This window comes from Streptomyces sp. NPDC048441 (assembly GCF_043200235.1).
Lineage (GTDB): Bacteria > Actinomycetota > Actinomycetes > Streptomycetales > Streptomycetaceae > Streptomyces.
Window position 1 is genome coordinate 1 of record NZ_JBICXM010000020.1, and the last position, 20,632, is coordinate 20,632.

Sequence of the window (20,632 nt, forward strand, 5' to 3'; positions counted from 1 at the left end):
GGGGCGGGGGGGGGGGGTGTGGGGGGGGGGGGGGGGGGGGGGGGGGGGGGGTGTTGTTTTGGGGGTGGGGGGGGGGGGGGGGGGGGGGCGGGGGGGCGCCCCCCCCCCCCCCCCCCCCCCCCCCACGTCTCGGACAGCGGCTCGGCCCCGCTCAGATCGCCACCAGGTCGATCACATTGATCACTACGTGACGGTTCGACTCCTCTTCCTCGCCACCGCACCCGACGGCACTCTCCGCCTCCGCGAGAGCGACGACCCAGGCCGAATACTGGGCGCGACCCGAGAAGGGCTCGCCGCGCTGCTGACGGCGATCAAGGAGTCCCCGGGCGGCAGCTACTAAACAGCAAGCGCCGGACGGGCTCCGAAAGGAACGCGTCCGGCGCTTGGTCGAGCATCGAGCAAGGGCTCAGCCCTGCCAGCTGTGCGGGGCGCGGAAGCCGGGTGAGCGCTCCAGGCGGCGCCAGCCGGCCTTGTCGCGGCCTCGGCGGGCGGCAGCCGGGGTCTGCGCGGTGGCGGCGGCACGGGCCAGCAGGATCGCGGTGATGGCGGCGACCTCTTCGGGCTCGGCGTGACCCTTCTCGACGCGGATGTCGGGGGTAGTCATGTGCAGCGTTCTCCTTGTGGGCTACTGCAGGAATTACTGCGTGTCACTGCATGTCACTGTGTAGTTCTGCGGCGTATTACTGCGGCGGGTTGCCGTGCTTGCGCGACGGCAGGTCCGCGTGCTTGTTGCGGAGCATCGCGAGGGAGCTGATCAGCACCTCACGGGTCTCGGCGGGGTCGATCACGTCGTCGACCAGGCCTCGCTCGGCGGCGTAGTAGGGGTGCATCAGCTCGGCCTTGTACTCCTTGACCATCCGCTGGCGCATGGCCTCGGAGTCCTCGGCGGCGGCGATCTGACGGCGGAAGATGACGTTGGCGGCGCCTTCGGCACCCATCACCGCGATCTCGTTCGTCGGCCAGGCGTAGGTCAGGTCAGCACCGATGGACTGGCTGTCCATGACGATGTACGCACCTCCGTACGCCTTTCGCAGAATCAGCGAGATCCGCGGAACAGTGGCATTGCAGTACGCGTAAAGGAGCTTCGCGCCGTGCCGGATGATCCCGCCGTGCTCCTGATCCACGCCCGGCAGGAAGCCCGGCACATCGAGAAGCGTCACGATCGGGATATTGAAAGCGTCGCACATCTGGACGAAGCGGGCGGCCTTTTCGGATGCCTCGATGTCCAGGACACCGGCCAGGGACTGCGGCTGGTTGGCGACGATGCCCACCACCTTGCCGTCCAGGCGGGCCAGGGCGCAGATGATGTTGCGGGCCCAGCGCTCGTGGACCTCGAGGTAGTCGCCCTCGTCGACGAGCTCCTCGATGACCTTGGTCATGTCGTACGGGCGGTTGCCGTCCGCCGGGACCAGGTCGAGGAGGACGTCCGAGCGGCGGTCCGCCGGGTCGTCCGACTCGTGGGTGGGCGGGTTCTCGCGGTTGTTCGAGGGCAGCATCGCGATGAGGTAGCGGACCTCGGCGAGGCAGGTCTCCTCGTCGTCGTACGCGAAGTGGCAGACGCCCGAGGTCTCGGCGTGCACGTCGGCGCCGCCCAGACCGTTCTGGGTGATCTCCTCGCCGGTGACCGCACGCACCACGTCGGGTCCGGTGATGAACATCTGCGAGGTCTCGCGGACCATGAACACGAAGTCCGTCAGGGCGGGGCTGTAGGCCGCGCCGCCCGCACACGGGCCCAGCATCACGCTGATCTGCGGGATGACTCCGGATGCCTTGGTGTTGCGCTGGAAGATCCCGCCGTATCCGGCGAGGGCGGAGACGCCCTCCTGGATACGGGCGCCCGCGCCGTCGTTCAGCGAGACCAGCGGCGCACCCGCCGCGATGGCCATGTCCATGATCTTGTGGATCTTCGTCGCGTGGGCCTCGCCCAGGGCGCCACCGAAGATCCGGAAGTCGTGTGCGTAGACGAAGACCGTGCGGCCCTCGACCGTGCCCCAGCCGGTGATGACACCGTCCGTGTACGGCTTCTTGGCCTCCAGGCCGAACCCGGTCGCCCGGTGCCGGCGCAACTGCTCGACCTCCTGGAACGAACCCGCGTCCAGGAGCAGCTCGATCCGCTCACGCGCGGTCAGCTTGCCCTTGGCGTGCTGGGCCTCGGTCGCCTTCTCGCTCGGGCCGCGCAGCGCCTCGGCACGGATCGCGTGCAGCTCGGCCACGCGCCCGCGCGCGTCGGTGGGCTCGCCTTCGGGAGAAGCGGTGTCGTCCAAAACGGTCATGTAGTGACCTTACGAAGTGGACCTACAGAAGCGGACCGTCGACTATGAACAGTCTCCGGCCCGTTTTCCTGGCGCCCCTGAACAGAAGCTCACCTCAGTGCGCCCGAAGTGACTGCTCAGAGGTCCGCCGCGCTGTAGGGATTCCACAAAGAGTCAGCTGAGAGACACCTCACACCGGCCTCACCCATGAGAGTCATCAGCGGGAGCGATCGCAGCCGGGCAGAGGCGTCACGCGGTATTCGCTGGGTGACATGCCGTATACGGCGCGGAAGGCGCGGGTGAAGGTGGCGTGGTGGGTGAAGCCCCAGCGCTCGGCGATGCGGTGGACAGGGGTGAGGCGGTGACGTGAGTCGGCGAGGTCGCTGCGGGCGTGTTCGAGGCGCTGGGCACGTATCCACGCCGCGGCTGTCGTGTCCTGGTCGCGGAAGAGGCGGTGCAGTTGTCGCAGGGAGATGTGGTGGGCGACGGCTACGGTCTCGGGTGTCAGCGCCGGGTCGTGCAGGCGGCACTCGATGAACTGCCGGATGTGCAGGAGCAGTCCGCGACGGCGGGCCTCCGGGGAGCAGATCTTCGGGTCCTGAAGCAGGTGGCCGCAACTGCCCACGATGAGGTCCAGCAGGATGCCGCGCAGCCGGGCGACGTCCTTCTCCTGGTAGTGGTGAGGATTTTCGGTGACGTGCAGGAGGAAGTACGACAGGAGCGCGGCGAAGCCCGTGGTGCCGGCCATGGGGCGACCCACGACTTGGTGGACCTGGTCCGATGACAGCGGCAGGAGGACCTTGGGGAACTGTGCGACGACGTGTCGCACTTGCCCGGACGCCGACTCAGCCCAGCCCGCGAAGGGCCGCGACGAGTCGTAGACGAGTAGCTCACCAGTGCCGAACGACGCCTCCCGACCGGCGTGCTCGATCCCCATATGGCCCTCGACCGTGAGCGACATGGTCAGGTAGTGCGGGTCGCGCTCCCTAATGAGCCCGGACGTGCGGCGCACCGCCAGCGGCGGGTAGGCCATGCTGACGACCTCGATGCCGCCCAGGTCCAAGATGGTTGCCGAGGCCGGGAAGTCGTCGGCCCGGTCGCTCGACATCGTCGTGGGTATCAGCGACTGCGCCGTGGTGTCGTGCCACCACCCGAATCGGGTTGCCCGCGGCAGTGACTCCGTACTGATCTCAATGGTCCGCATACTCAACCCCCGGCCGCCATGCTGCATCCCCCAAATCACCCTGGCTACAAGCGTTTTGGCCATCATCACCAAGCCACTGTGCTCACATCGGCGCTCCAGGATCGGACCCGGACCAGCCGCTTCCGCCTGGCACGTATCGTCAAGCGACCCGGCACGCACCGCTAACGACAGTCCCTCGCGCTGCCCGGGAGAGTGGCTGCCCGAGACGAACGATCAGCCAGCCACGGGGCGATGGCCGCACTGTCGTGCCGTGCGTATGAGGGGGGACAAGCATGAGCATCAATAGACGTCAACTGCTGGTCGGGGCGGCGGCCACAGCAGCCGCGGCAACGGCCGGTTCGCTCGGCGTCGCGGCAGCTCCGGCCCAGGCGGCCGCGCGCGGTCCGTTCGACCCGTTCGACCTGGCGCTGGTCGACACCAAGCGAGAGATCGTGGAGATCCACAGCACCGGCGACGTCCAGGGCGGAAAGTTCGGCGCCCCGAAGTCGTCCCTCGGGCCCGGCTGGTCGCCGCTGGAGTTCCGCCGCAGGGAGATCCCGGGGCTCGGTGTCGTCTGCATGGTCTGCGGCTCCGAACTGGACAAGGACGGCGGCCAACAGACACGAACAAGCGGGCGCGTGACGTTCCGCCGCTGGCCCGACATGAACACGGAGATCGCCTCCGCCGAGGGCCTGGAGATCTTCCCGCACTGCATCGAGTACCTGCCGACAGCACGCGCCGTCGTCGTAGTGGGGACCCGGGATCCGGAACCACCGGCCGGGCAGAGGCCGAGGCCGACGAGGCAGCAAGGGAGCTACCAGCTCTACACCGCCCCGGACGGCACACCCGGCTCCTTCCGGCCCATCCCCGGCCAGCTCAAGTACTTCCGGCAAGCGCACGGCGTCCTGTGGGACCCCGTACTCAACGTGCTGTGGATGTACGGCTGGAACCAGCTCGTGGCCTACCGGGTCGAGGGGTCCGGCACAAGCACCCACCTGACCGAGGTGCCGCAGCTGCGCCTCACGACCGAGCTCTTCATCAACGGCCATGACCTTCAGCCCGACTACGCGGAGAGAACGACCCTCTGGGCGAGCGGCTCGAACTACATGATCAAGATATTCAAGGAGGCGGACCGGTCCTTCATCTGGTGGACCGACTCGGTACGCGAGGTGAAGTCCTTCTCCCGGCATGAAGAGGGTCGCGGTATTTACACGACCGCGCGCGGCACGGGCAATCCCTACGGTAACCACCGCGTCTACTTCAAGTGGCCGGAGGAAGTCATCGAGCACCAAGACCGCTCAAGCAGGATCTACAAGGCCCGACTGCTCAACTACGTACTACCAGGCTCCTGACCGACCCGCCGGGGCCCCGGCTCACGCGAATTCGCACCACACGACCTTGCCGGGGTCCCGCTCCCCCACTCCCCACTTGTCCGCGAGCGCCGCGACCAGGAGGAGGCCCCTGCCGTCCTCCGCCTCCGGGCTCAGGACCGGAAGGCGTACATCGCCGTCGCCGCTGTCGTGCACTTCCACGCGTACGACTCCGTCGGCGTGCAGGAAGAGGTACAGCCGGAACCCCCGGCCCGGGGGCACCCCGTGCAGCAGCGCGTTGGTCGCGAGCTCGCTAGCTGCTTTCCAAAGTAGGTCATGAAACTCTTGGCCGACCTCGGGGGGAATGGCGTCCGGACCGGATCATCGTTCCACTACGGCTGGCAGGGGTACCGTTCTGAGTACTGGAGTCGGAACGGAGATCCTCATGTCCACTCACACTGACGGCACTTCACCCGATTACTCGCCCACGTTCGGGCAACGTGTGCGACGACTCCGCGAACGCAACGGTCAGACTCGATCCGTCGTCGGCGGTCTCGTTGGACGCCCGGCGGAGTGGGTCAAGGCGATCGAGAGCGGACGCCTACAGACCCCGCGACTGCCCTTGCTGCTCCGGCTGGCCGACGTGCTTGGGGTTGAAGACCTCGCGGAGCTGACAGGAGACGAGAGGCTCTCGGCCTCCAGCTACACCAAGGCAGCGCATGGCGCTCTGCCTGCCGTGAGGGAAGCTCTAACGACGTACGACCTGGGGCAAGCCGAGGATGAGCCGTCGAACGCGGCAGATCTCCTCACCCGGGTTCAGGAAGCGTGGCGGGTTTGGCACGGAAGCGGCGGCCACCGTACACGCGTTGCTGTCGTGATCCCGGACCTTCTCGCGGACTTGCAGCACGCGGCCCGCTCTTTGGAGGGAAACGACCGCCGTAGGGTGCTCGTCGCCCTGGCTGAGACGTACCACCTCGCCCAGCTCTATCTATCGTTCCAGCCGGTGCCGGAACTGGTCATGCTCACGGGTGATCGCTCGATGTCGGCCGCACAGGACGCGGACAGCCCTCGCGCTATCGCTGCTGCTGCCTGGTACATGAACCACGTGTTTCGTGATGCCGGTGAGCGGCATGAGGCTCGCGTAGATCTCGCGATGAAGGCTGCGGATCTTCTGCGTCCGGATAACACTCCTGAGGATCTTGCCCGTTGGGGCTTGCTGCATCTCGCTGCGTCGCTTTCGTACGCGAAGATCGGGCACCGAGGTAACGCGGAACGCTTCTGGGACCGTGCTGACGATGCTGCGCGACGTCTCGGGGATGATTTCGCACATCCGTACTTGATCTTCGGGCGCGGCATGGTGGACGCCTATGCGATCACTATGAACGCCGATTTGGTGCGCGGGGGCGAGGCTGTGGAGGTGGCTGGACGGGTTGATCTGACTTCGATGCCGTCGGCTACTCGCCGCTCGTTCCACATGATCGAGTCTGCTCGGGCGTACAGCATGCAGGGTGAGCATGTGGCGGTTGTTCACCTCCTCAAGAAGGCTCTCGACATCTCTCCGGAGACTGCGCGGTTCAATATCTTTGCGCGTTCAGCTGTAACGGAGTTGGCGGAGGCCGGTAGTGCCGTCATCCGTGATGATGTTCGATACCTGTCGGGCAAGTTGGGAATTGCCGCTGCTGTGTAAGGGGTACAACCTGTACCCCTTCTCAAGGTGGTAGAAGTCGTACCTGTGCTCCGCATTCAGGCGCCATACGGTCAGCAATTGCCTGACCGAAAGACCCCCGCAACCGTGGTGGACGGTCCGGGGGCATGGCCAACCTGAAAGAGCAGGTCGACATGAACCAAGGTATCGCCCGAATCTTCGAACCGTTGTTACGGCTCCTGCTTCCCGCTCCAGGGCGCCACCGGTCCCCCGAAGCGTCCTCATCCGTGCCGCCTTTGGATGCGCCAACCCGGCCGCTGGCGCGCGTGCCTGTGCTGCGGGGTGAGGACATCGGCTTGGTACGCCCGTACCTCGTCGCCTTCGAGCGGCGGCAGGAAGAGCGTCGGCAGAGGGCGCGGCGGCGTGAGCTGTGGCTGGCCGTGCACGGCGTGGATATCGGCCCGCGCCTGATCCATGGGGTGGAGGTGACGGCATGACGAATCAGACGCGGTTGCTGCCGTGGTCGACGCTGGAGGGAAACCCCTGCGTCCTCGTGGGTCCGGGCACGGGCTTCATGTCGCGGATGGCCGACAACATCGAGAGCGTCCAACTGGGCATGGCCGGTGATCTCCTCGGACACGCGGCGGACACGATCACCGACCCCAAGGCCACACCTGAGGAACTCCGCTTCGTGGCAGCCCGGTTGACCGAGTCGCTCCGGGAGGTCCACCGGATCGCAGAGAGCCGGGGAGATCGCTTGTCCTCATTCGATCAACCCGACGTGGACGACGGCGACGACGAGGGCGACGAGGGGCCGCAGCTTCCGGCGGAGGCGGGCGGATGAGCGAGGTCGGCACCACGCGGGGCCGCTACGTGCCGCTCGAATGGACGCTGGCGGCCATGCCCGCGATGGGCGTGCGTCATGTCGGCAAGTGCCTCGCCTGTAGTGATCACTCGGTGGACACGGCCGATCCGGATGAGGCGCAGTTGTGGTGTCTCAGGCACGCAGGCATGAGACACCATACCGGCTATGAGCTGACGGCCTTTCAGTTCTTCAGTGCCACGATCACTGATCCTGCGGTGAGTGAAGTGGGCCCGTCGATGTAGAGCAGGGCGGGGCTGGCGTGACTGTCTCCGTCAGTCCCGTCCGACCGACTCCCCTCGTCCGGAGGGGAGAGCGGCAGGTACACGTTCCCCCGGCCTGCCCCTGCGGCCCTGGTTCTCTCCCCTGTGAGAGGACCAGGGCCGCGCCGCGCCCGGTGCTTCTGTCCCCTCGGAGTGTGGGCCTGAGCTGGGGTAATGGTGCGCGGTGATCGCGCCGCCTGCCGTAGAGGCTTTTGGGCGGGAGCTGCCATGGGGCGAGTGAACAGGGGGCCATACGCTCGCCAGCGGATCGGGCAGTCTCTTGGAGCCTGCCCGCAATAGCCCGATCGGCCCCCTGTTCTTCGAGGACCGATGCGGCCGAACGGGGGCCCGACGGCGATCCGGATCTGCTTTCCGAAGCACGCCTCGAGCTGTCCGTCTCGCCGTACAGCGCGCGTCCTGTCATCGACGCCATCCGGCTCGCTTGGGACCTGCCGTCGTCCTCCGTGCCGTCCGGGGACGGCCTGATCCCTCCGCCCAGGAGCGCGGACTGTCCGCTGCACCCCCGGGCGTGAGGGATCGGGCACCTTGGATCAGGTCAGCCCCCGCAGTGGAACCGCGCGCCACCCCAGTCCGCGTGGTCGTTCCCGGGCCCGTCACCTCCGTCCCCCGTCACCAGGTCCACGTACTTGGCGCCGGTGACATCGGCCGTCAGGGTCCAGGCGTCGTCCGCCGCCTTCAGCACCGGCGACTTCACCTTCTCCGACCCGTCCGCCGCCACGCTGAACTGCACGCTCCCCCGCGTCCCCTGCGAGTCGTCCTGGCCGACCTTCGCCGTGAAGGACGCGCACTTGCCGCCGAGGTAGTAGCGGATGGTGCCCGGCGGCGCCGTGCCGAGGCCCTTCTCGTAGACCGTGCCGTTGATGGTCAGCGGCTTTCCGTCACCGGCGGCCGTCTCGCCGTTCGACATGTCCTTCTCGGCGGGACCCCATCCGTTCTCCATCGCGGTCCAGTCCATGTCGGAGGCGTACGTGTCCACGGCGGGCGGCGGCGGCAGGGTGCGGACGGATGTGTCCGCCGTCAGGTCGCGCGGTTCGCTCTCCCCTGCGATCGCGTACGTCACCTTCGAACTCAGCTTGTACGTCTGGTACTTGGTGTCTGCCGGGGGTGTGACCTGCCAGGTGGCCGTGGCCTTCGCGCCAGGGGCGACGGGGTCGAGGGCGACCGGGCCCGTGGGCTCGGCGGTCCAGCCGTCCGGGAGCGTGAGGGCGGCCTTGATGTCCTTCGCCTCCGTGGCCTCGTGGTTGGCGAAGGTGGCGGTGACCTCGTTCTTCTCGCCGGGTTCGAGGGTTTCCGCCTTGGCGGCGACGTTCAGCGTCGCGCACGCGGGCTTTTCCTCCGCCGGGCCCAGGTCCTCGACGGTGAAGTTGTCCAGGGCGAAGTCGGCGGTGTCGGCGGCGCTGTCCCGCATTCGCAGGCCCACCCAGGTGTCTCCGCAGCCCGCCGTGACGGTCTGCTCGAAGCGGCCCGTCGTGCGCTGCTCGCCGAGCGGGGTGCGGCGCGTCTCCACCGAGTCCGGCTTGCCGTCCGCCGCGACCCTGTCGTACCCCGTGACCCAGTCGAAGGAGTCGGCGTGGCTCGCCTGGTAGTCGTAACTGACCTTGTAGGAGCGGCCGTTCACCATCGGGACGGTGGCCGGGGTGGTGCGGTGGACCAGGCCGTGGTCGCCCTCGTGCGTCTTGAGCGACCGTGCGCCGTCCAGCACGTCGTCGATGAGCTTTCCGTTCCAGCCCGACTGGGTGTACGGGGCGTGCTTGAGCGCGAGGTGCGTGCGGGGGTCCGTCACGCCTCCCCCGCTGCCCTTCACGAAGGGCCCCCAGCCCTGATCGACGTCCTCGAAGTCCTCGTACGCGATCGTGTCGGGCTTGATGGCGGGGGCGTTGGCGACGATGCGTGCGTCCGCGACGCGGACCTTCGCGGTGGATCCCTTGGACGCCTCTGCCTTGAGCGTCGCGCGGCCCTCGGCGTCCGGCGAGAAGGTGACCTTCACGCGTTGCAGGAAAGTCCCGTGCCAGCTGCTCCCCGCGTCGGTGTTCTCCAGGGTCGAGCGGTCGACCGATCGCGATTTTCCTGCGATCGACAGGGTCGTCCGACGGTCCTTGCCGGGCTCGACCTCAGCCCAGACCGACGCCGTGTAGCGCTTGGCCGGGTCGAGGCCCGTGACGCGCTGGCTCACCGACGCCGCCGACGCGCCGCTCAGTTCCGCGCTCTGGCGGCCCAGCTTGTCGGTGTCACGCCGGACAGTGCCCGCCTTGGACCAGCCGTCCAGGTTCGCGTCGTGGAAACCGGGGTCCTTGAGGTGCGTCCCCTCGCCCCACTCGGGGGTGGTGGCCTTGGGGGTGGTGTTCGTCGGGTAGAGGACGTACGGGCGGCCCGCCTCGGCCTTGAGGGTGACCTTGCCGCCGTCCGCGCGCACCGTGCCCGTCTTCACGCGGCCGTTGTCGGTGAGCTTGTAGACGGTGTACGAGGTGCCGGGCACCGCCCAACTCGTCGTACCGCCCGCCTTGTTGTAGTGGTACAGCTTCTTGCCGCCGTCCCACGGGAGGAGGTACGAGGTGTCGCTGAGGACCTTGCGGCCGTCGTCGTAGAACGTGCGCTTGCCGTCCTCGACCGTGCCGCGCACGCCGCCCGTGAAGGTGATGTCGTCGCTCTTCGCGTCCCAGCGCGTGATCCGCTCGTGCTGGAGATACTTGGCGGGCAGGTCGTGCTGCCAGACGTTGTCGTAGAAGGCGTTCCAGTCGTTCTCGCCGGTCCAGCCCTCGAACTCGTCGATGGCGGTCTGGCCGAGTACGGAGTCGGCGTTCCAGATGTCCTTCTCGCTGTTGCGGATGAAGCGGATGATCTGCGAGTTGAGGCCCTTGTTGGTCTTGGGGCCGTAGTCGAGGTCGTTGGCCCAGTGCGACCAGAGCGAGTCGCGCTCGAACTTGTCCGCCCACTCGGTGGCGAGGTTGAAGCCCTGCGCCTTCACGGCCTTCGCGGTCTGCTCGGCGATCCAGCCGTGGGTGTAGTAGACGTCGATGTAGATGAGGGAGAGGTTCGGGTCGGTCTCCTGCCTCAACTGCTTGAATCTGCTCGCCAGATCACCGCTGTTGATGTCGCGGCGCTGGTCCATGTAGTAGCTCTGGTTGAGCCAGTTCCAGCCGGGCCTGGTCTTGTCGACGAGCTTCTCGTCGAAGGCGTTCGCCTCCGGGTAGGCCTCCGTGGCGTTCACGTGCACGCCGAAGGTGGCGCCCCACTTCTTGCCTTCCCTGAGCAGCTTGTTGAGGTCCGTCAGGCCGCCCGCCCGCTTGTTGATGTTGCCGCCGTAGTCGGGGTGGGCGGAGTCGTGGCCCTCGGAGGCGTAGCCCTTGAGGATGGCCTGCTGGCCGAGGCCGTCCGTGGCGAGGGAGACCCGCTTCACGTCGTCGAGGGTGCGCAGGAAGGGGTGCTGGGCCTGGCTCGCGAAGTTGAAGGGGATGTGGGTGATGACGCGGTCGGGGGTGCCCGCGCTTCCCTTGGGCTTGGTGGCGATGGTGTCGCGGAAAGCGACGGCGCCGTCCTGCCAGTCGACCCGCTTGTCGCCGTTGGCGTCCGGTGTGACGACGACCTTGGCCCAGGGGAGGTCGTCGCCCTTCGCGGGCTCGGGGGCGTCCGCACCCCGGTTGACCCACTGCCCGGACCAGACGCCGACGCGCGTCGCGCCGTCGTCCCCCTTGGTCGCCCGGTGCCAGAAGCGGGCACCGTCCTGACCCGTGGCCCCGCCCGGTTTGTCGTCGGTGGAGTTGGACTCGACGGCGGCGGCCAGCTGTCCGGTGTTGACAAGGGCGTACGAGGCACCGACGGGCGCCTGGTCGGCCGGAGTCTCCGTGGTGACCTTGCCGAACTTGTCGGCGGTCCGCGTGGCATCCGGGTCCAGCTTGGTGAAGGCGGTCTCGGCACCGCCGTCCGAGCTGCCGACGGAGACCAGGTCGTGGCCGGGGATGTCGATGGTGCCGACGCGGAAGCCTTCGGTGTCGCGGACGGCGGTGACCTTGAAGGTGGTGACGCGTCCGCGCACGGAGAGGCGGGCGTCGATCTCGACGCCGGGGAGGTCGGGGAAGGCGAGCGTGTACGCGGCGGCGGCGCCATCGGCCTCGGGGGCGCCCTTGACCTGGACCTTGTGGGGCTTGCCGTTCAGGGTGACCTCGGTGACCGGGCGCGTACTGCCGAGGAGGCGGGCTCCTGTCGCCTTGTCGGTGTACGAGAGGACGCGGGGGAAGTCGTCGGCGACGGCGACGGCGAGCCGCTCGGAGGCGATGACGGTCTGCGCCGTTTCGGATGCGGCCCGCGGCGGGGTGGGGTCGGCGGCGGCGGGACCCGCCAGGGCGAACACGGCGGACGACGCGGTCGACGCGGCGGCGATGGCGCAGGCCGCGCGGAATCTTCGGGAGCGGGGGCTTCGGGAGCCGGCGCTTCGGGAGCCGGCGCTTCGGGAGCGGGACGAGGGCATGGGGACTGGGTATCCGCGTTGTCACGCTCCGGTCAATGAAGTCGGGGGCCACGGAGCGCGGCAGTCCAAGAACCGCCCGGCGGAAGTCCAAGGGGCGGTGCGGCGGGGCGTGGCATAGCGTCGGTTCCGGTACGTGATCTCACGAGCACACTCAGTTTACTGTTGAAAGTTGAACGGAATGGGAGTACGGTCAATCTCGTTGAACATTCAACAGAAGCATGGATACGTACATTCATCCCCGTAGCTCGCAGCTCGGCTTCACCGCCCGCAGCTCGTCCCCAAGGAGCAGTCATGGGTCTCTTCGGCCGCAAGAACGAAACCGCCACCCCCTCCGCCACCGCCACGACGCCCGCCCCGGTCAACCCGGAGCTCGCCGGTCTGACCGGCGACTACACGATCGACCCCTCGCACACCTCGATCGGCTTCGTCGCACGCCACGCGATGGTCACGAACGTCAAGGGTTCCTTCACCGACACCTCCGGCACGCTGCACCTGGACGGCACGGACCCGGCCCGCTCGACGGCCTCCCTCGACGTGCAGATGGAGAGCATCGAGACCGGCAGCGCGGACCGTGACGGTCATCTGAAGAGCTCGGACTTCTTCAAGATCGACGAGTTCCCCACGATGACGTTCCGCTCCACCAAGGCGGAGGCCCTGGGCGGCGACGACTACCGCATCACCGGTGACCTGACGATTCTCGGCACCACGAAGCCGCTCGCCATCGACCTGGAGTTCAACGGCTCCGCCACCGACCCCTTCGGCAACCAGCGGGTCGGCTTCGAGGGCAAGGCGGAGATCCTTCGCTCCGAGTGGGGCCTGACGTGGAACGCCGCCCTGGAGACGGGCGGGGTGCTTGTCTCCGACAAGATCAAGCTGAACTTCGACATCTCGGCGATCAAGGCTGACGCCTGATCCTGGCCGCACCTCTCGCCCCGCACCCTGTCTCTACGAAAGCAACTGGTCGAGCACATCGGCCAGTTGCTTTCGTGCGTCCGGGTCGGTGATCACCCCGTCCTCACCCACCGTCCCCCGGTCCACCGGGATCCGTACGCAGGCCTGCTCCACGATCGCGGCCCCCGTGTAATCGAGCACAAGACGCAAGGTGGCCGCCGCGCCCTCACCGCGTCCAGGCGCCGCCGCGTTCACCCAGGCGACGGGCTTGTCGGAGATCTCCGTACCGCCGACCGTCCAGTCGAGCAGGTTCTTGAACGAGCCGGGGAGGGTCCCCGCGTACTCCGGGGAGCAGACCAGAATCGCCGCCGCCTCGTCGATCGCCGCGCGCAGCTCGACCACGGGCCGCGGCAGGGGGTCGGTGTCGTCGTCGGGGTTGAAGTGGGGCAGCGTCGCGAGGCCTTCGTAGCGAAGAGTGCGTACGTCCGAGGGGGCCACGTCTTGCGCGGTGCGCAGCACGGTCTCGTTGGAGGAACCGGCACGCAGGCTTCCGGACAGCAGCAGGATCATGGGTGAGGATGACATCCGCTGAAGGTACCGAACGTACTGAACGTACCGAACCTCGCTGCCTTCCCGTCCTCCAGCACCTCGGATACGGTTCGGGCCGTGGACGAGTTCGTGCAGCAACTGCCCGCCCTGATAGGCGTGATCGTCGGTGCGCTCGGTTCGTATCTGGCGATCACCCGGGGCGACCGGGCCCGCTTCGAGCGGGAGCAGGCGGCCCGTTGGGAGGAGCGGCGGCTCACCGTCTACACCGACTACGCCCGCGTCCTGAAGCAGGCGGTCACCCTCGCCTACCGCGTCTCGGCCCACTTCGGCAACGACCCGCACCCCCACCCCCTCTCCCCCGACGAGGCGGCGCCCCAGCTGGCGCGAGCCGCCGACGCGCGGGATCCGGCCGGTGAGGCGCTGCTGATGCTGGGCACGCCGGACGTGGTGGAGAGGGCGCGGGTCTGGGTCGTCACCGTCATCGAGATGGAGCACTTCCTGCGCGAGGGCACGCGGGACCCGGACGCGTGGTCCGGACTCCTGGAGCGTCAGCGCACCTCGCGTGAGGGCTATTACGCGGCGGTACGACGGGACTTGGCGCTTCCACCGGGGCATTCGGGACGCTGGCAGCTGTCTCCACCGCAGGACGCCTGACCGCCGCCGAGCGACCCCGCGGCACCCCCGCGGCACCCCCTAGAACCCGCCGCCCCCGAAATCGCCCCCGCCCCCGAAGTCCCCGCCCCCGCCGAAATCTCCGCCGCCCCCGAAGTCCCCGGGGTCGAAGTCCGACCCCGAGTAGTCCCCACCGTCGTAACCGGACCCCGCCCCGAAGTCCCCGTACCCCGAGCCGTAGTCGGCCGCGTACGCCGGGCTCGACATCATGCCGCCCAGCATCGTGCCGACCAGCAGACCCGGCAGCATTCCGCCGCCGAAGTATCCGCCGGCCCACGGGCCGTACGCCGGGCCCGCGTCCCAGTACGGGCGCCGCTCCCCCGACTCCGTGGCCACCGTGCGTGCCATGGGTTCCTCGCCGTCCGCGAGGCGGGTCGCGTCCGCCAGGCAGACCGGGACCGAACGCTCGGACCCGGCCGGCGGTGTCCACTGCGCGTCCTTCACCGACGGGCCGTGCCGCGGGTCGAAGAAGCACGGGGCGCGCCGCTCCGGCAGCGGCCGTCCCTCGCGGCGGGATGCCAGCAGGGCGAGCGAGAAGCGGCCGTCCTCCAGGGACTGGGTGACGGCCCGTACCTCTTCGGGCCGCTGCGCCGCCGCCATGAACGACTTCGCCTTCTCGTACGAGTCGAGCGCCCGCTCGTAATCCGCGCGCATCGCGTCGTCCGCGCCCGCCTCTGCGGGGTGGAAGTCCAGCCGGTCCAGTTCCTCGCCGTACGCCGTGATGTCCTCGTCCACCACGACCCGCAGCTTCTCCAGGGCCACCCGCTGCTCCTCGGCCTTCCGTCGCCGGTTCCGCCGGGCCACCGCGTACGTGGCCCCGGCGCCCGCGACCAGCACCGCGCCGATACCGATCAGCGCACCCACGGGGGTACCGCCGTCGTCAGCACCGGCACCGGCACCGGCACCGGCCCAGGAGGAGGGCGCCGAGCCGTGGGCGTCCTTCACCGCCTGGTCGACGAAGTCGTTGAGCTGGGTCTTGGTGTCGTTCACGCCGCCGTAGGTGGTGACGAGGTTGGAGACGGCCGCGGGGCCGAGGACCTGATGATCGGCCCTCGCGTCGAACGCGTCACCGAGCCGGATGCCGTACACGCCCGTCACGCCGGTCTCGGTGCGGAGCTTCTGGAAGAGGTCCTGCTTGGGGAAGTCGGCCGGCAGCACCGCCACGAACACGGGCTTGTCCGCATCCTTGATCTTCTCCGCGATGGCGTCCGCGTCGGCCCCGGACAGCTCGTCCGAAGCGGCCGGATCCACGTACACCGGGCTCTTCTCCCAGGCGTCGGCCACAGCCGGGACACCGGTGGCGGCCGCGGCCCCGGGCGCCGCCGTGAACGACACGGCACCCAGGGAAACGAGAAGCCCGGACAGCGCGACAATTATTCGCTTCGTCCCATTGCTCATACTTCGAAGCTAACTCAGTCGGGCCCCTGGCGGCGGTCCGGAGCCGCCTCGGCTCTCTCTACTCCACGGGCTCGACGCCCGCCCGCAGCAGACCGAACGTGCACGCGTCCTCAAGCGCCTGCCAGGACGCCGCGATCACGTTCTCCGCGACCCCCACAGTTGACCACTCGCCGTCGCCGTCACTGGTGGAGATCAGCACGCGCGTCGTGGAGGACGTGCCGTGCTTGCCCTCCAGGATGCGGACCTTGTAGTCGACGAGCTCCATCTTGGCGAGCTGGGGATAGATCCGCTCCAGGCCGACCCGCAGGGCGCGGTCGAGGGCGTTGACCGGGCCGTTTCCCTCCGCCGTCGCGACGATGCGCTCGCCCTTGGCCCACAGCTTCACGGTCGCCTCGTTCGCGTGCGTGCCGTCGGGGCGGTCCTCGACGATGGCCCGCCAGGACTCGACACGGAAGTAGCGCCGGGCGCGGCCCTCGGCCTCCTCGCGGAGCAGCAGTTCGAAGGAGGCGTCGGCGGCTTCGTACGTATAGCCCTGGAGCTCGCGCTCCTTGACCCGTTCCACCACCCGCCCGACCAGATCACGGTCGTCGCCCAGGTCGACCCCGAGCTCCTTGCCCTTGAGCTCGATGGAGGCGCGCCCCGCCATGTCGGAGACCAGCATCCGGATGCGGTTGCCCACCAGGTCCGGGTCGATGTGCTGATAGAGATCCGGGTCGACCTTGATCGCGGAGGCGTGCAGGCCCGCCTTGTGGGCGAAGGCCGATACGCCCACGTACGGCTGGTGCGTGGAGGGGGTGAGGTTCACGACCTCGGCGATGGCGTGCGAGACGCGGGTCATCTCGCTCAGCGAGCCCTCGGGCAGGACCTGCTTGCCGTACTTGAGCTCGAGCGCGCCGACCACGGGGAAGAGGTTGGCGTTGCCGACCCGCTCGCCGTAGCCGTTGGCCGTGCACTGCACGTGTGTGGCACCCGCGTCGACGGCGGCGAGGGTGTTGGCGACCGCGCAGCCCGTGTCGTCCTGCGCGTGGATGCCGAGCCGGGCGCCGGTGTCCGCGCGTACGGTTCCCACGATCGCCTGGACCTGGGCGGGGAGCATTCCGCCGTTGGTGTCGCACAGGACGACGACATCGGCGCCCGCGTCGGATGCCGTGCGGACGACGGACTTCGCGTACTCGGGATTGGCGCGGTAGCCGTCGAAGAAGTGCTCGCAGTCGACGAAGACGCGCCGCCCCTGCTCCCGGAGGTAGGAGACGGTGTCCCGCACCATCTCCAGGTTCTCCTCAAGGGTGGTGCGCAGGGCGAGCTCGACATGCCGGTCGTGGGCCTTGGCGACGAGCGTGATGACCGGGGCTCCGGACTCGAGCAGGGCGTTGACCTGCTGGTCCTTCGCCGCCGAGCCGCCCGCGCGGCGCGTGGCGCCGAAGGCGACGAGCTGGGCGTGCCGGAAGTCGATCTCCTGCTGCGCGCGGGCGAAGAACTCGGTGTCACGGGGGTTGGCGCCCGGCCAGCCGCCCTCGATGAAGCCCACGCCGAAGTCGTCCAGGTGCCGGGCGATGGTCAGCTTGTCCGCGACGGTCAGGTTGATGCCCTCGCGCTGCGCGCCGTCGCGCAGCGTGGTGTCGAAGACGTGGAACGAATCGTCGGGTGTGCTGGTTTCCGTCATGCTGATCTGGCTCCTGTGTCGGATCTCGGTCTACCGGAATGACCGGCTCCACCGCCTCAATGATCCCTCGCGCTCCGCGTCCGGCTGATGTTGGGCCAGGAAACGAAAAAACCCCTCGTGGGTACGAGAGGTTTGCGCGCGGGTCTTGAGACGACGGTGTCCGCCCGTACGTGGTCGTACGAGACGGTCACTGCGGACCGGCGCGCCTGCTGCCAATAATCATGGCGAACGAGAGCACGGTGGCAGCCTGCCACAGCGCGCACACACCGCGCTGCTCCGTCTCACCATGCGGGCGACGCACGGGACGCGCCGCCCGCCCGAATGACGTGCGGCCTCACTGGAGCGAGGCGTCAGCGCACGTGGCGTACGAACGTGTCGTCGCCGTCATTGGTGTCGCCGCTCAGGAGTGACGCGTCGCCGGAGAGGAAGGCGATGCGGCGGCCGTCCGCCGAGATGCCGCCGGGGGCGGCCTTCGCCGTGGCCGCGCCGCCCGTGGTGTCCGGCGTGACGAGCGTGGTGCCGCCCTTCTTCAGGTCCCGCAGGTAGACGGGGTACTCCTTGCCGTACTCGGAGCCGGGTTCGGCGAGCTCCGACATATACGTCAGATAGCGGCTGTCGGCGCTGATCGCGGGCGAGCGTGTGTAGACCTCACCGGGGCCGCCCTGGGTGCCGTGGACGCGCTGGTTGGTGCCCGCTGCGATGTCGTGCACGAAGACGTTCCAGGCGACGTCGTTGTCGTCAGGGACGAGATGCGTGTCACGGGACTCGAAGACGACGGTGCGGCCGTCGCCGCTGATCGACGCGTCCAGGGACTCCTTCTCGGTCTTGGAGCCGTCGTAGGAACGGTCGACCTGCGTCACCTTGCCGGTTTCGCGGTCGCGCACCCAGAGGTCGCTCCAGTCGTCGCCGCGCGGGCCGTTGACGAAGGAGTTCGCGTACGCGACGTAGCGGCCGTCGTCGCTGACGGTCGGCGAGTGGGCGTTGCGCTCCCCGTCGCCGCCCGTGTAAGGGTGACTGACCTTCTCGGTGGTGCCGGTCTTCCGGTCGCGCAGGAAGACCGCCGTGCCGTCGAACTGCGGCCCGTCCGTGCTGAAGACGGCGTAGCGCCCGTTCGCGCTCAGGGACACGCTGCCCGCGCTGTCCCCGGGATAGCCGTCGGGCAGTTCGACGTCGAGCCGCTCGAACTTCTTGGTCCTGCGGTCGTAGAGCCGGACGTCGGCGTGCGAGTAGGAGTCCGCCGGGCTGGTGACCATCGCGACGTAACGCCCGTCCGCACTCAGCGAAGGGCTCCTGAGGTCACGCCCTTCGCCGGCGATCCGCTCGGTCTTTCCGGTGCGCAGATCGCGTACGAAGATGTCGTTCAGTCCGTTGCTGTCGCCCGCGACCAGGTCGGTGGCCTCGGAGTCGAAGGCGGCGAACCGCCCGTCGCGGCTGATGGTCGCCGACGACGACCGGTCGTTGCCCGCCTTGCCGTCGGCGGTGACGCTGACGCCCTCCGTGCGGGGCGCGGCGGCACTGCCGCCGGGTGCGGCGAAGGCGGCGGGCAGAGTCGTGGCCGTGACGGCGGCGACGAGTGCGGCGGCGGCTAGGGCGGCGCGGCGCTTCGTCCTGTGCTGGGTGCTGTGCATGGTCAAGTCCCCCGTGTTTTCTTGGTGCTCGATCTGGTTCGGTTCGATCCGGTTCGGGTTCGATCCGGTTCAGTGGGTGTGTCGTACGAAGACGTCGCGCAGGCCGTTCGTGTCGCCAGGCACCACGTCCGTGTCGTCCGAGCCGTAGGCGACGCTCCTGCCCTTGTCGGCGATCGCGCCCGCGGTCGCCCCGCCGTGGCCGACGGTCACCTCGTGGCCGCTGCGGAGATTGCGCAGGACGAGGTTCGACCGGGCGTCCCCGTAGAGGAGTTGGCGCCCGTCCGGGCTGACGGCCTGGGCGTCCTTGCCGGCGAAGTGTTCGACTTTTCCGGTACGCAGGTCGCGTACGTACGAACCGGCCGCCGAGTCGAGCGCCACCGTGCGGCCACTGACCTGCACCAGCGTGGACGGGGTGCCGTCGTCGATCCGGGTGAGGCTGCCCGTGGTGCGGTCGCGGAGCCAGACCTGACTCGTGCCCTTGTCCAGGTAGGCGACGTAGCGGCCGTCAGCACTGATGGACGGGTCCACCATGTCGCGGGCCGAGTCCGGCGGTCCGTCGCTGATGACCTCGCGGGTGTCGCTCTCGCGGTCGTAGACCTCGACCCTGGTGGGTTCTCCGGGGTGCTGCGGCTGGAGGTCGTAGGCGACGTAGCGGCCGTTCGCGCTGATGTCCGGGGACGACGCGCTGAACTTGAAGCCCCTGCCGTCGATCTGCTTGATCTCACCCGTGCTCAGGTCGGTGAGGAAGACGTTGATGCCGTGCGAGCCCCATCCGATGTGCGCGGCATACCGGCCGTCGTCGCTGATCACGGGGGCGCCCATGGAGTTCTTGAGGCGGGTGACCTCGCCGGTCTTCAGATCGCGTACGAACCCGTAGTCGTACGGCCCTTTATGACCTTCTGTCAGATTCTCCGCGTCGCTGCGGAAGGCGGCATAGCGGCCGTTCCCCGAGAGGGACGCGGCACCCGACGCGCCGTCGCCCTCGGTCCCGTCGGCCGCGGTGCTCACCCGCTCGACCCGCGGCGCGTGCGGCGCGGCGTGTGCCGCGGCCGGTAACGCGGTCGTGCCGAGTGCCGCGACCAGCAGGGCACTCAAGGACACACGTCTGGCAATGGACATGGCTTCCCCCAAAACCTGTCGTAACCCGTAACCCCCGGACCGATACCGAAGGCCCGGCCCACTGGGATACAAGCGCACCGCCGGACAACAGGCAATCCGCCGGATTGCGTACAACCTAGACGGGCGTATCGGGGTCCTGCGCGCCCGCGCCGAGCGCTCCGTCCAGGAACTCCTGTACGTGCGCGAGGATCTTCTCCCGCCCCGTGCCCCGCAGGCCGATCGCCACATGGATGGCGAACCCGTCGAGCAGCGCCCGCAGGCGCGCCGCGAACCGGTCGGGGTCCAGGGGCCCGAACTCGCCCCGCGAGACGCCCTCGGCGAGCAGCGCCACCAGGTCGCGGTGCCAGGCGCTCTCGATGGCGACCTGCCGGTCGCGTTCGTCCTCGCCGGCGTTCACGGAGCGGTTCCAGACCTCGAGCCAGAGCGTCCAGTGGGGGTCGCCGGGGCCGTCGGGTACGTACAGATCGACGTACGCGTCGATGCGCTCGCGGGCCGTGCCGCGCCGCGCGAGCAGTCTGCCGCGCTCGGCGCCGAGCGCGGCCTCGCTCCATTCCAGGGTGCGCAGGAGCAGCTCGTCCTTGGAGCCGAAGTAGTAGAGGAGGTGGCCACTGCTCATGCCGACCTCACGGCCGAGCGCGGCCATGGTCAGCTTCTCCAGGCCGCGCTCGGCGATCATCTCCATGGCGGCGGCAAGCACGTCCTCGCGCGGTG

Annotated in this window: 18 protein-coding genes and 1 pseudogene; 8 read left to right on the plus strand and 11 right to left on the minus strand. The window is 68.8% G+C overall.

From position 1 onward, the window contains the following. Positions 1-187 precede the first annotated feature (187 nt). On the plus strand, positions 188-340 hold the full coding sequence (locus tag ACGFSB_RS34625) for a DUF397 domain-containing protein (RefSeq protein WP_393407737.1): 153 nt from the start codon (positions 188-190) through the stop codon (positions 338-340). A 66-nt stretch (positions 341-406) separates the two neighbouring features. On the opposite strand, the gene ACGFSB_RS34630 is transcribed toward ACGFSB_RS34625, so the two are convergent. From ACGFSB_RS34630 to ACGFSB_RS34640, 3 genes are all read right to left on the minus strand, one after another. Further along, on the minus strand, positions 407-604 hold the full coding sequence (locus tag ACGFSB_RS34630; RefSeq protein WP_393407740.1) for an acyl-CoA carboxylase subunit epsilon: 198 nt from the start codon (positions 602-604) through the stop codon (positions 407-409). A 76-nt stretch (positions 605-680) separates the two neighbouring features. Further along, the gene (locus ACGFSB_RS34635) at positions 681-2,273 is read right to left on the minus strand and encodes an acyl-CoA carboxylase subunit beta (RefSeq protein ID WP_393407742.1); all 1,593 of its coding nucleotides are present in this window, start codon (positions 2,271-2,273) and stop codon (positions 681-683) included. Between the two features lie 196 nt (positions 2,274-2,469). Next, positions 2,470-3,456 carry a helix-turn-helix domain-containing protein gene (locus ACGFSB_RS34640; protein WP_393407745.1) on the minus strand — a complete coding sequence of 329 codons (987 nt, stop codon included), beginning with the start codon at positions 3,454-3,456 and terminating at the stop codon, positions 2,470-2,472. Positions 3,457-3,728: 272 nt separating this feature from the next. Between ACGFSB_RS34640 and ACGFSB_RS34645 the strand changes: the two genes are divergently transcribed. Beyond that, positions 3,729-4,787: a hypothetical protein gene (locus tag ACGFSB_RS34645; RefSeq protein ID WP_393407748.1), complete on the plus strand. Its 1,059-nt coding sequence runs from the start codon at positions 3,729-3,731 to the stop codon at positions 4,785-4,787. Positions 4,788-4,808: 21 nt separating this feature from the next. Here the strand turns inward: ACGFSB_RS34645 and ACGFSB_RS34650 are convergent. Beyond that, positions 4,809-5,060 (minus strand): annotated as a pseudogene (locus ACGFSB_RS34650) (ATP-binding protein); the annotation flags it as partial. 130 nt (positions 5,061-5,190) lie between these two features. Between ACGFSB_RS34650 and ACGFSB_RS34655 the strand changes: the two are divergent. The 4 genes from ACGFSB_RS34655 (at position 5,191) to ACGFSB_RS34670 (ending at position 7,497) form a co-directional block, all read left to right on the plus strand. Beyond that, a complete protein-coding gene (locus ACGFSB_RS34655) occupies positions 5,191-6,432 on the plus strand; it encodes a helix-turn-helix domain-containing protein (protein WP_393407750.1) in 1,242 nt (413 codons plus the stop codon). 125 nt (positions 6,433-6,557) lie between these two features. Further along, entirely contained in the window at positions 6,558-6,887 is a 330-nt protein-coding gene (locus ACGFSB_RS34660; RefSeq protein WP_393407753.1) for a hypothetical protein, read from the plus strand. Then, positions 6,884-7,234 (plus strand): hypothetical protein, encoded by a 351-nt coding sequence (locus ACGFSB_RS34665; RefSeq protein ID WP_393407756.1) that lies wholly within the window; start codon positions 6,884-6,886, stop codon positions 7,232-7,234. Before ACGFSB_RS34660 ends, ACGFSB_RS34665 begins: the two co-directional genes overlap by 4 nt. Beyond that, positions 7,231-7,497 (plus strand): hypothetical protein, encoded by a 267-nt coding sequence (locus ACGFSB_RS34670; protein WP_393407758.1) that lies wholly within the window; start codon positions 7,231-7,233, stop codon positions 7,495-7,497. The genes ACGFSB_RS34665 and ACGFSB_RS34670 overlap by 4 nt, the downstream gene beginning before the upstream one ends. 574 nt (positions 7,498-8,071) lie before the next feature. On the opposite strand, the gene ACGFSB_RS34675 is transcribed toward ACGFSB_RS34670, so the two are convergent. Beyond that, positions 8,072-12,001 carry an endo-alpha-N-acetylgalactosaminidase family protein gene (locus ACGFSB_RS34675; protein ID WP_393407761.1) on the minus strand — a complete coding sequence of 1,310 codons (3,930 nt, stop codon included), beginning with the start codon at positions 11,999-12,001 and terminating at the stop codon, positions 8,072-8,074. Between the two features lie 291 nt (positions 12,002-12,292). On the opposite strand from ACGFSB_RS34675, the gene ACGFSB_RS34680 reads away from it, so the two are divergent. Beyond that, complete coding sequence (locus ACGFSB_RS34680; protein ID WP_393407763.1) at positions 12,293-12,913, plus strand: YceI family protein; 621 nt, start codon at positions 12,293-12,295, stop codon at positions 12,911-12,913. A gap of 33 nt (positions 12,914-12,946) precedes the next feature. Here ACGFSB_RS34680 and ACGFSB_RS34685 read toward each other — a convergent pair whose 3' ends face one another. Then, positions 12,947-13,477: an NADPH-dependent FMN reductase gene (locus ACGFSB_RS34685; RefSeq protein WP_393407765.1), complete on the minus strand. Its 531-nt coding sequence runs from the start codon at positions 13,475-13,477 to the stop codon at positions 12,947-12,949. Between the two features lie 81 nt (positions 13,478-13,558). Here ACGFSB_RS34685 and ACGFSB_RS34690 point away from each other — a divergent pair, with 81 nt between their 5' ends. Beyond that, on the plus strand, positions 13,559-14,095 hold the full coding sequence (locus ACGFSB_RS34690) for a hypothetical protein (RefSeq protein WP_393407768.1): 537 nt from the start codon (positions 13,559-13,561) through the stop codon (positions 14,093-14,095). A gap of 39 nt (positions 14,096-14,134) precedes the next feature. Here ACGFSB_RS34690 and ACGFSB_RS34695 read toward each other — a convergent pair whose 3' ends face one another. The 5 genes from ACGFSB_RS34695 to ACGFSB_RS34715 all read right to left on the minus strand — a co-directional run bounded on the left by ACGFSB_RS34695 (position 14,135) and on the right by ACGFSB_RS34715 (position 20,603). Further along, positions 14,135-15,511: a hypothetical protein gene (locus ACGFSB_RS34695; protein ID WP_393407770.1), complete on the minus strand. Its 1,377-nt coding sequence runs from the start codon at positions 15,509-15,511 to the stop codon at positions 14,135-14,137. A 58-nt stretch (positions 15,512-15,569) separates the two neighbouring features. Further along, entirely contained in the window at positions 15,570-17,174 is a 1,605-nt protein-coding gene (cimA, locus tag ACGFSB_RS34700; protein ID WP_393407772.1) for a citramalate synthase, read from the minus strand. A gap of 350 nt (positions 17,175-17,524) precedes the next feature. Next, a complete protein-coding gene (locus tag ACGFSB_RS34705) occupies positions 17,525-18,802 on the minus strand; it encodes a hypothetical protein (protein ID WP_393407774.1) in 1,278 nt (425 codons plus the stop codon). A gap of 69 nt (positions 18,803-18,871) precedes the next feature. Continuing rightward, on the minus strand, positions 18,872-19,921 hold the full coding sequence (locus ACGFSB_RS34710) for a protein TolB (protein WP_393407776.1): 1,050 nt from the start codon (positions 19,919-19,921) through the stop codon (positions 18,872-18,874). 115 nt (positions 19,922-20,036) lie between these two features. After that, positions 20,037-20,603, minus strand: coding sequence for a TetR family transcriptional regulator C-terminal domain-containing protein (locus ACGFSB_RS34715; protein ID WP_393408037.1), 567 nt, complete (start codon positions 20,601-20,603; stop codon positions 20,037-20,039). Positions 20,604-20,632 lie beyond the last annotated feature (29 nt).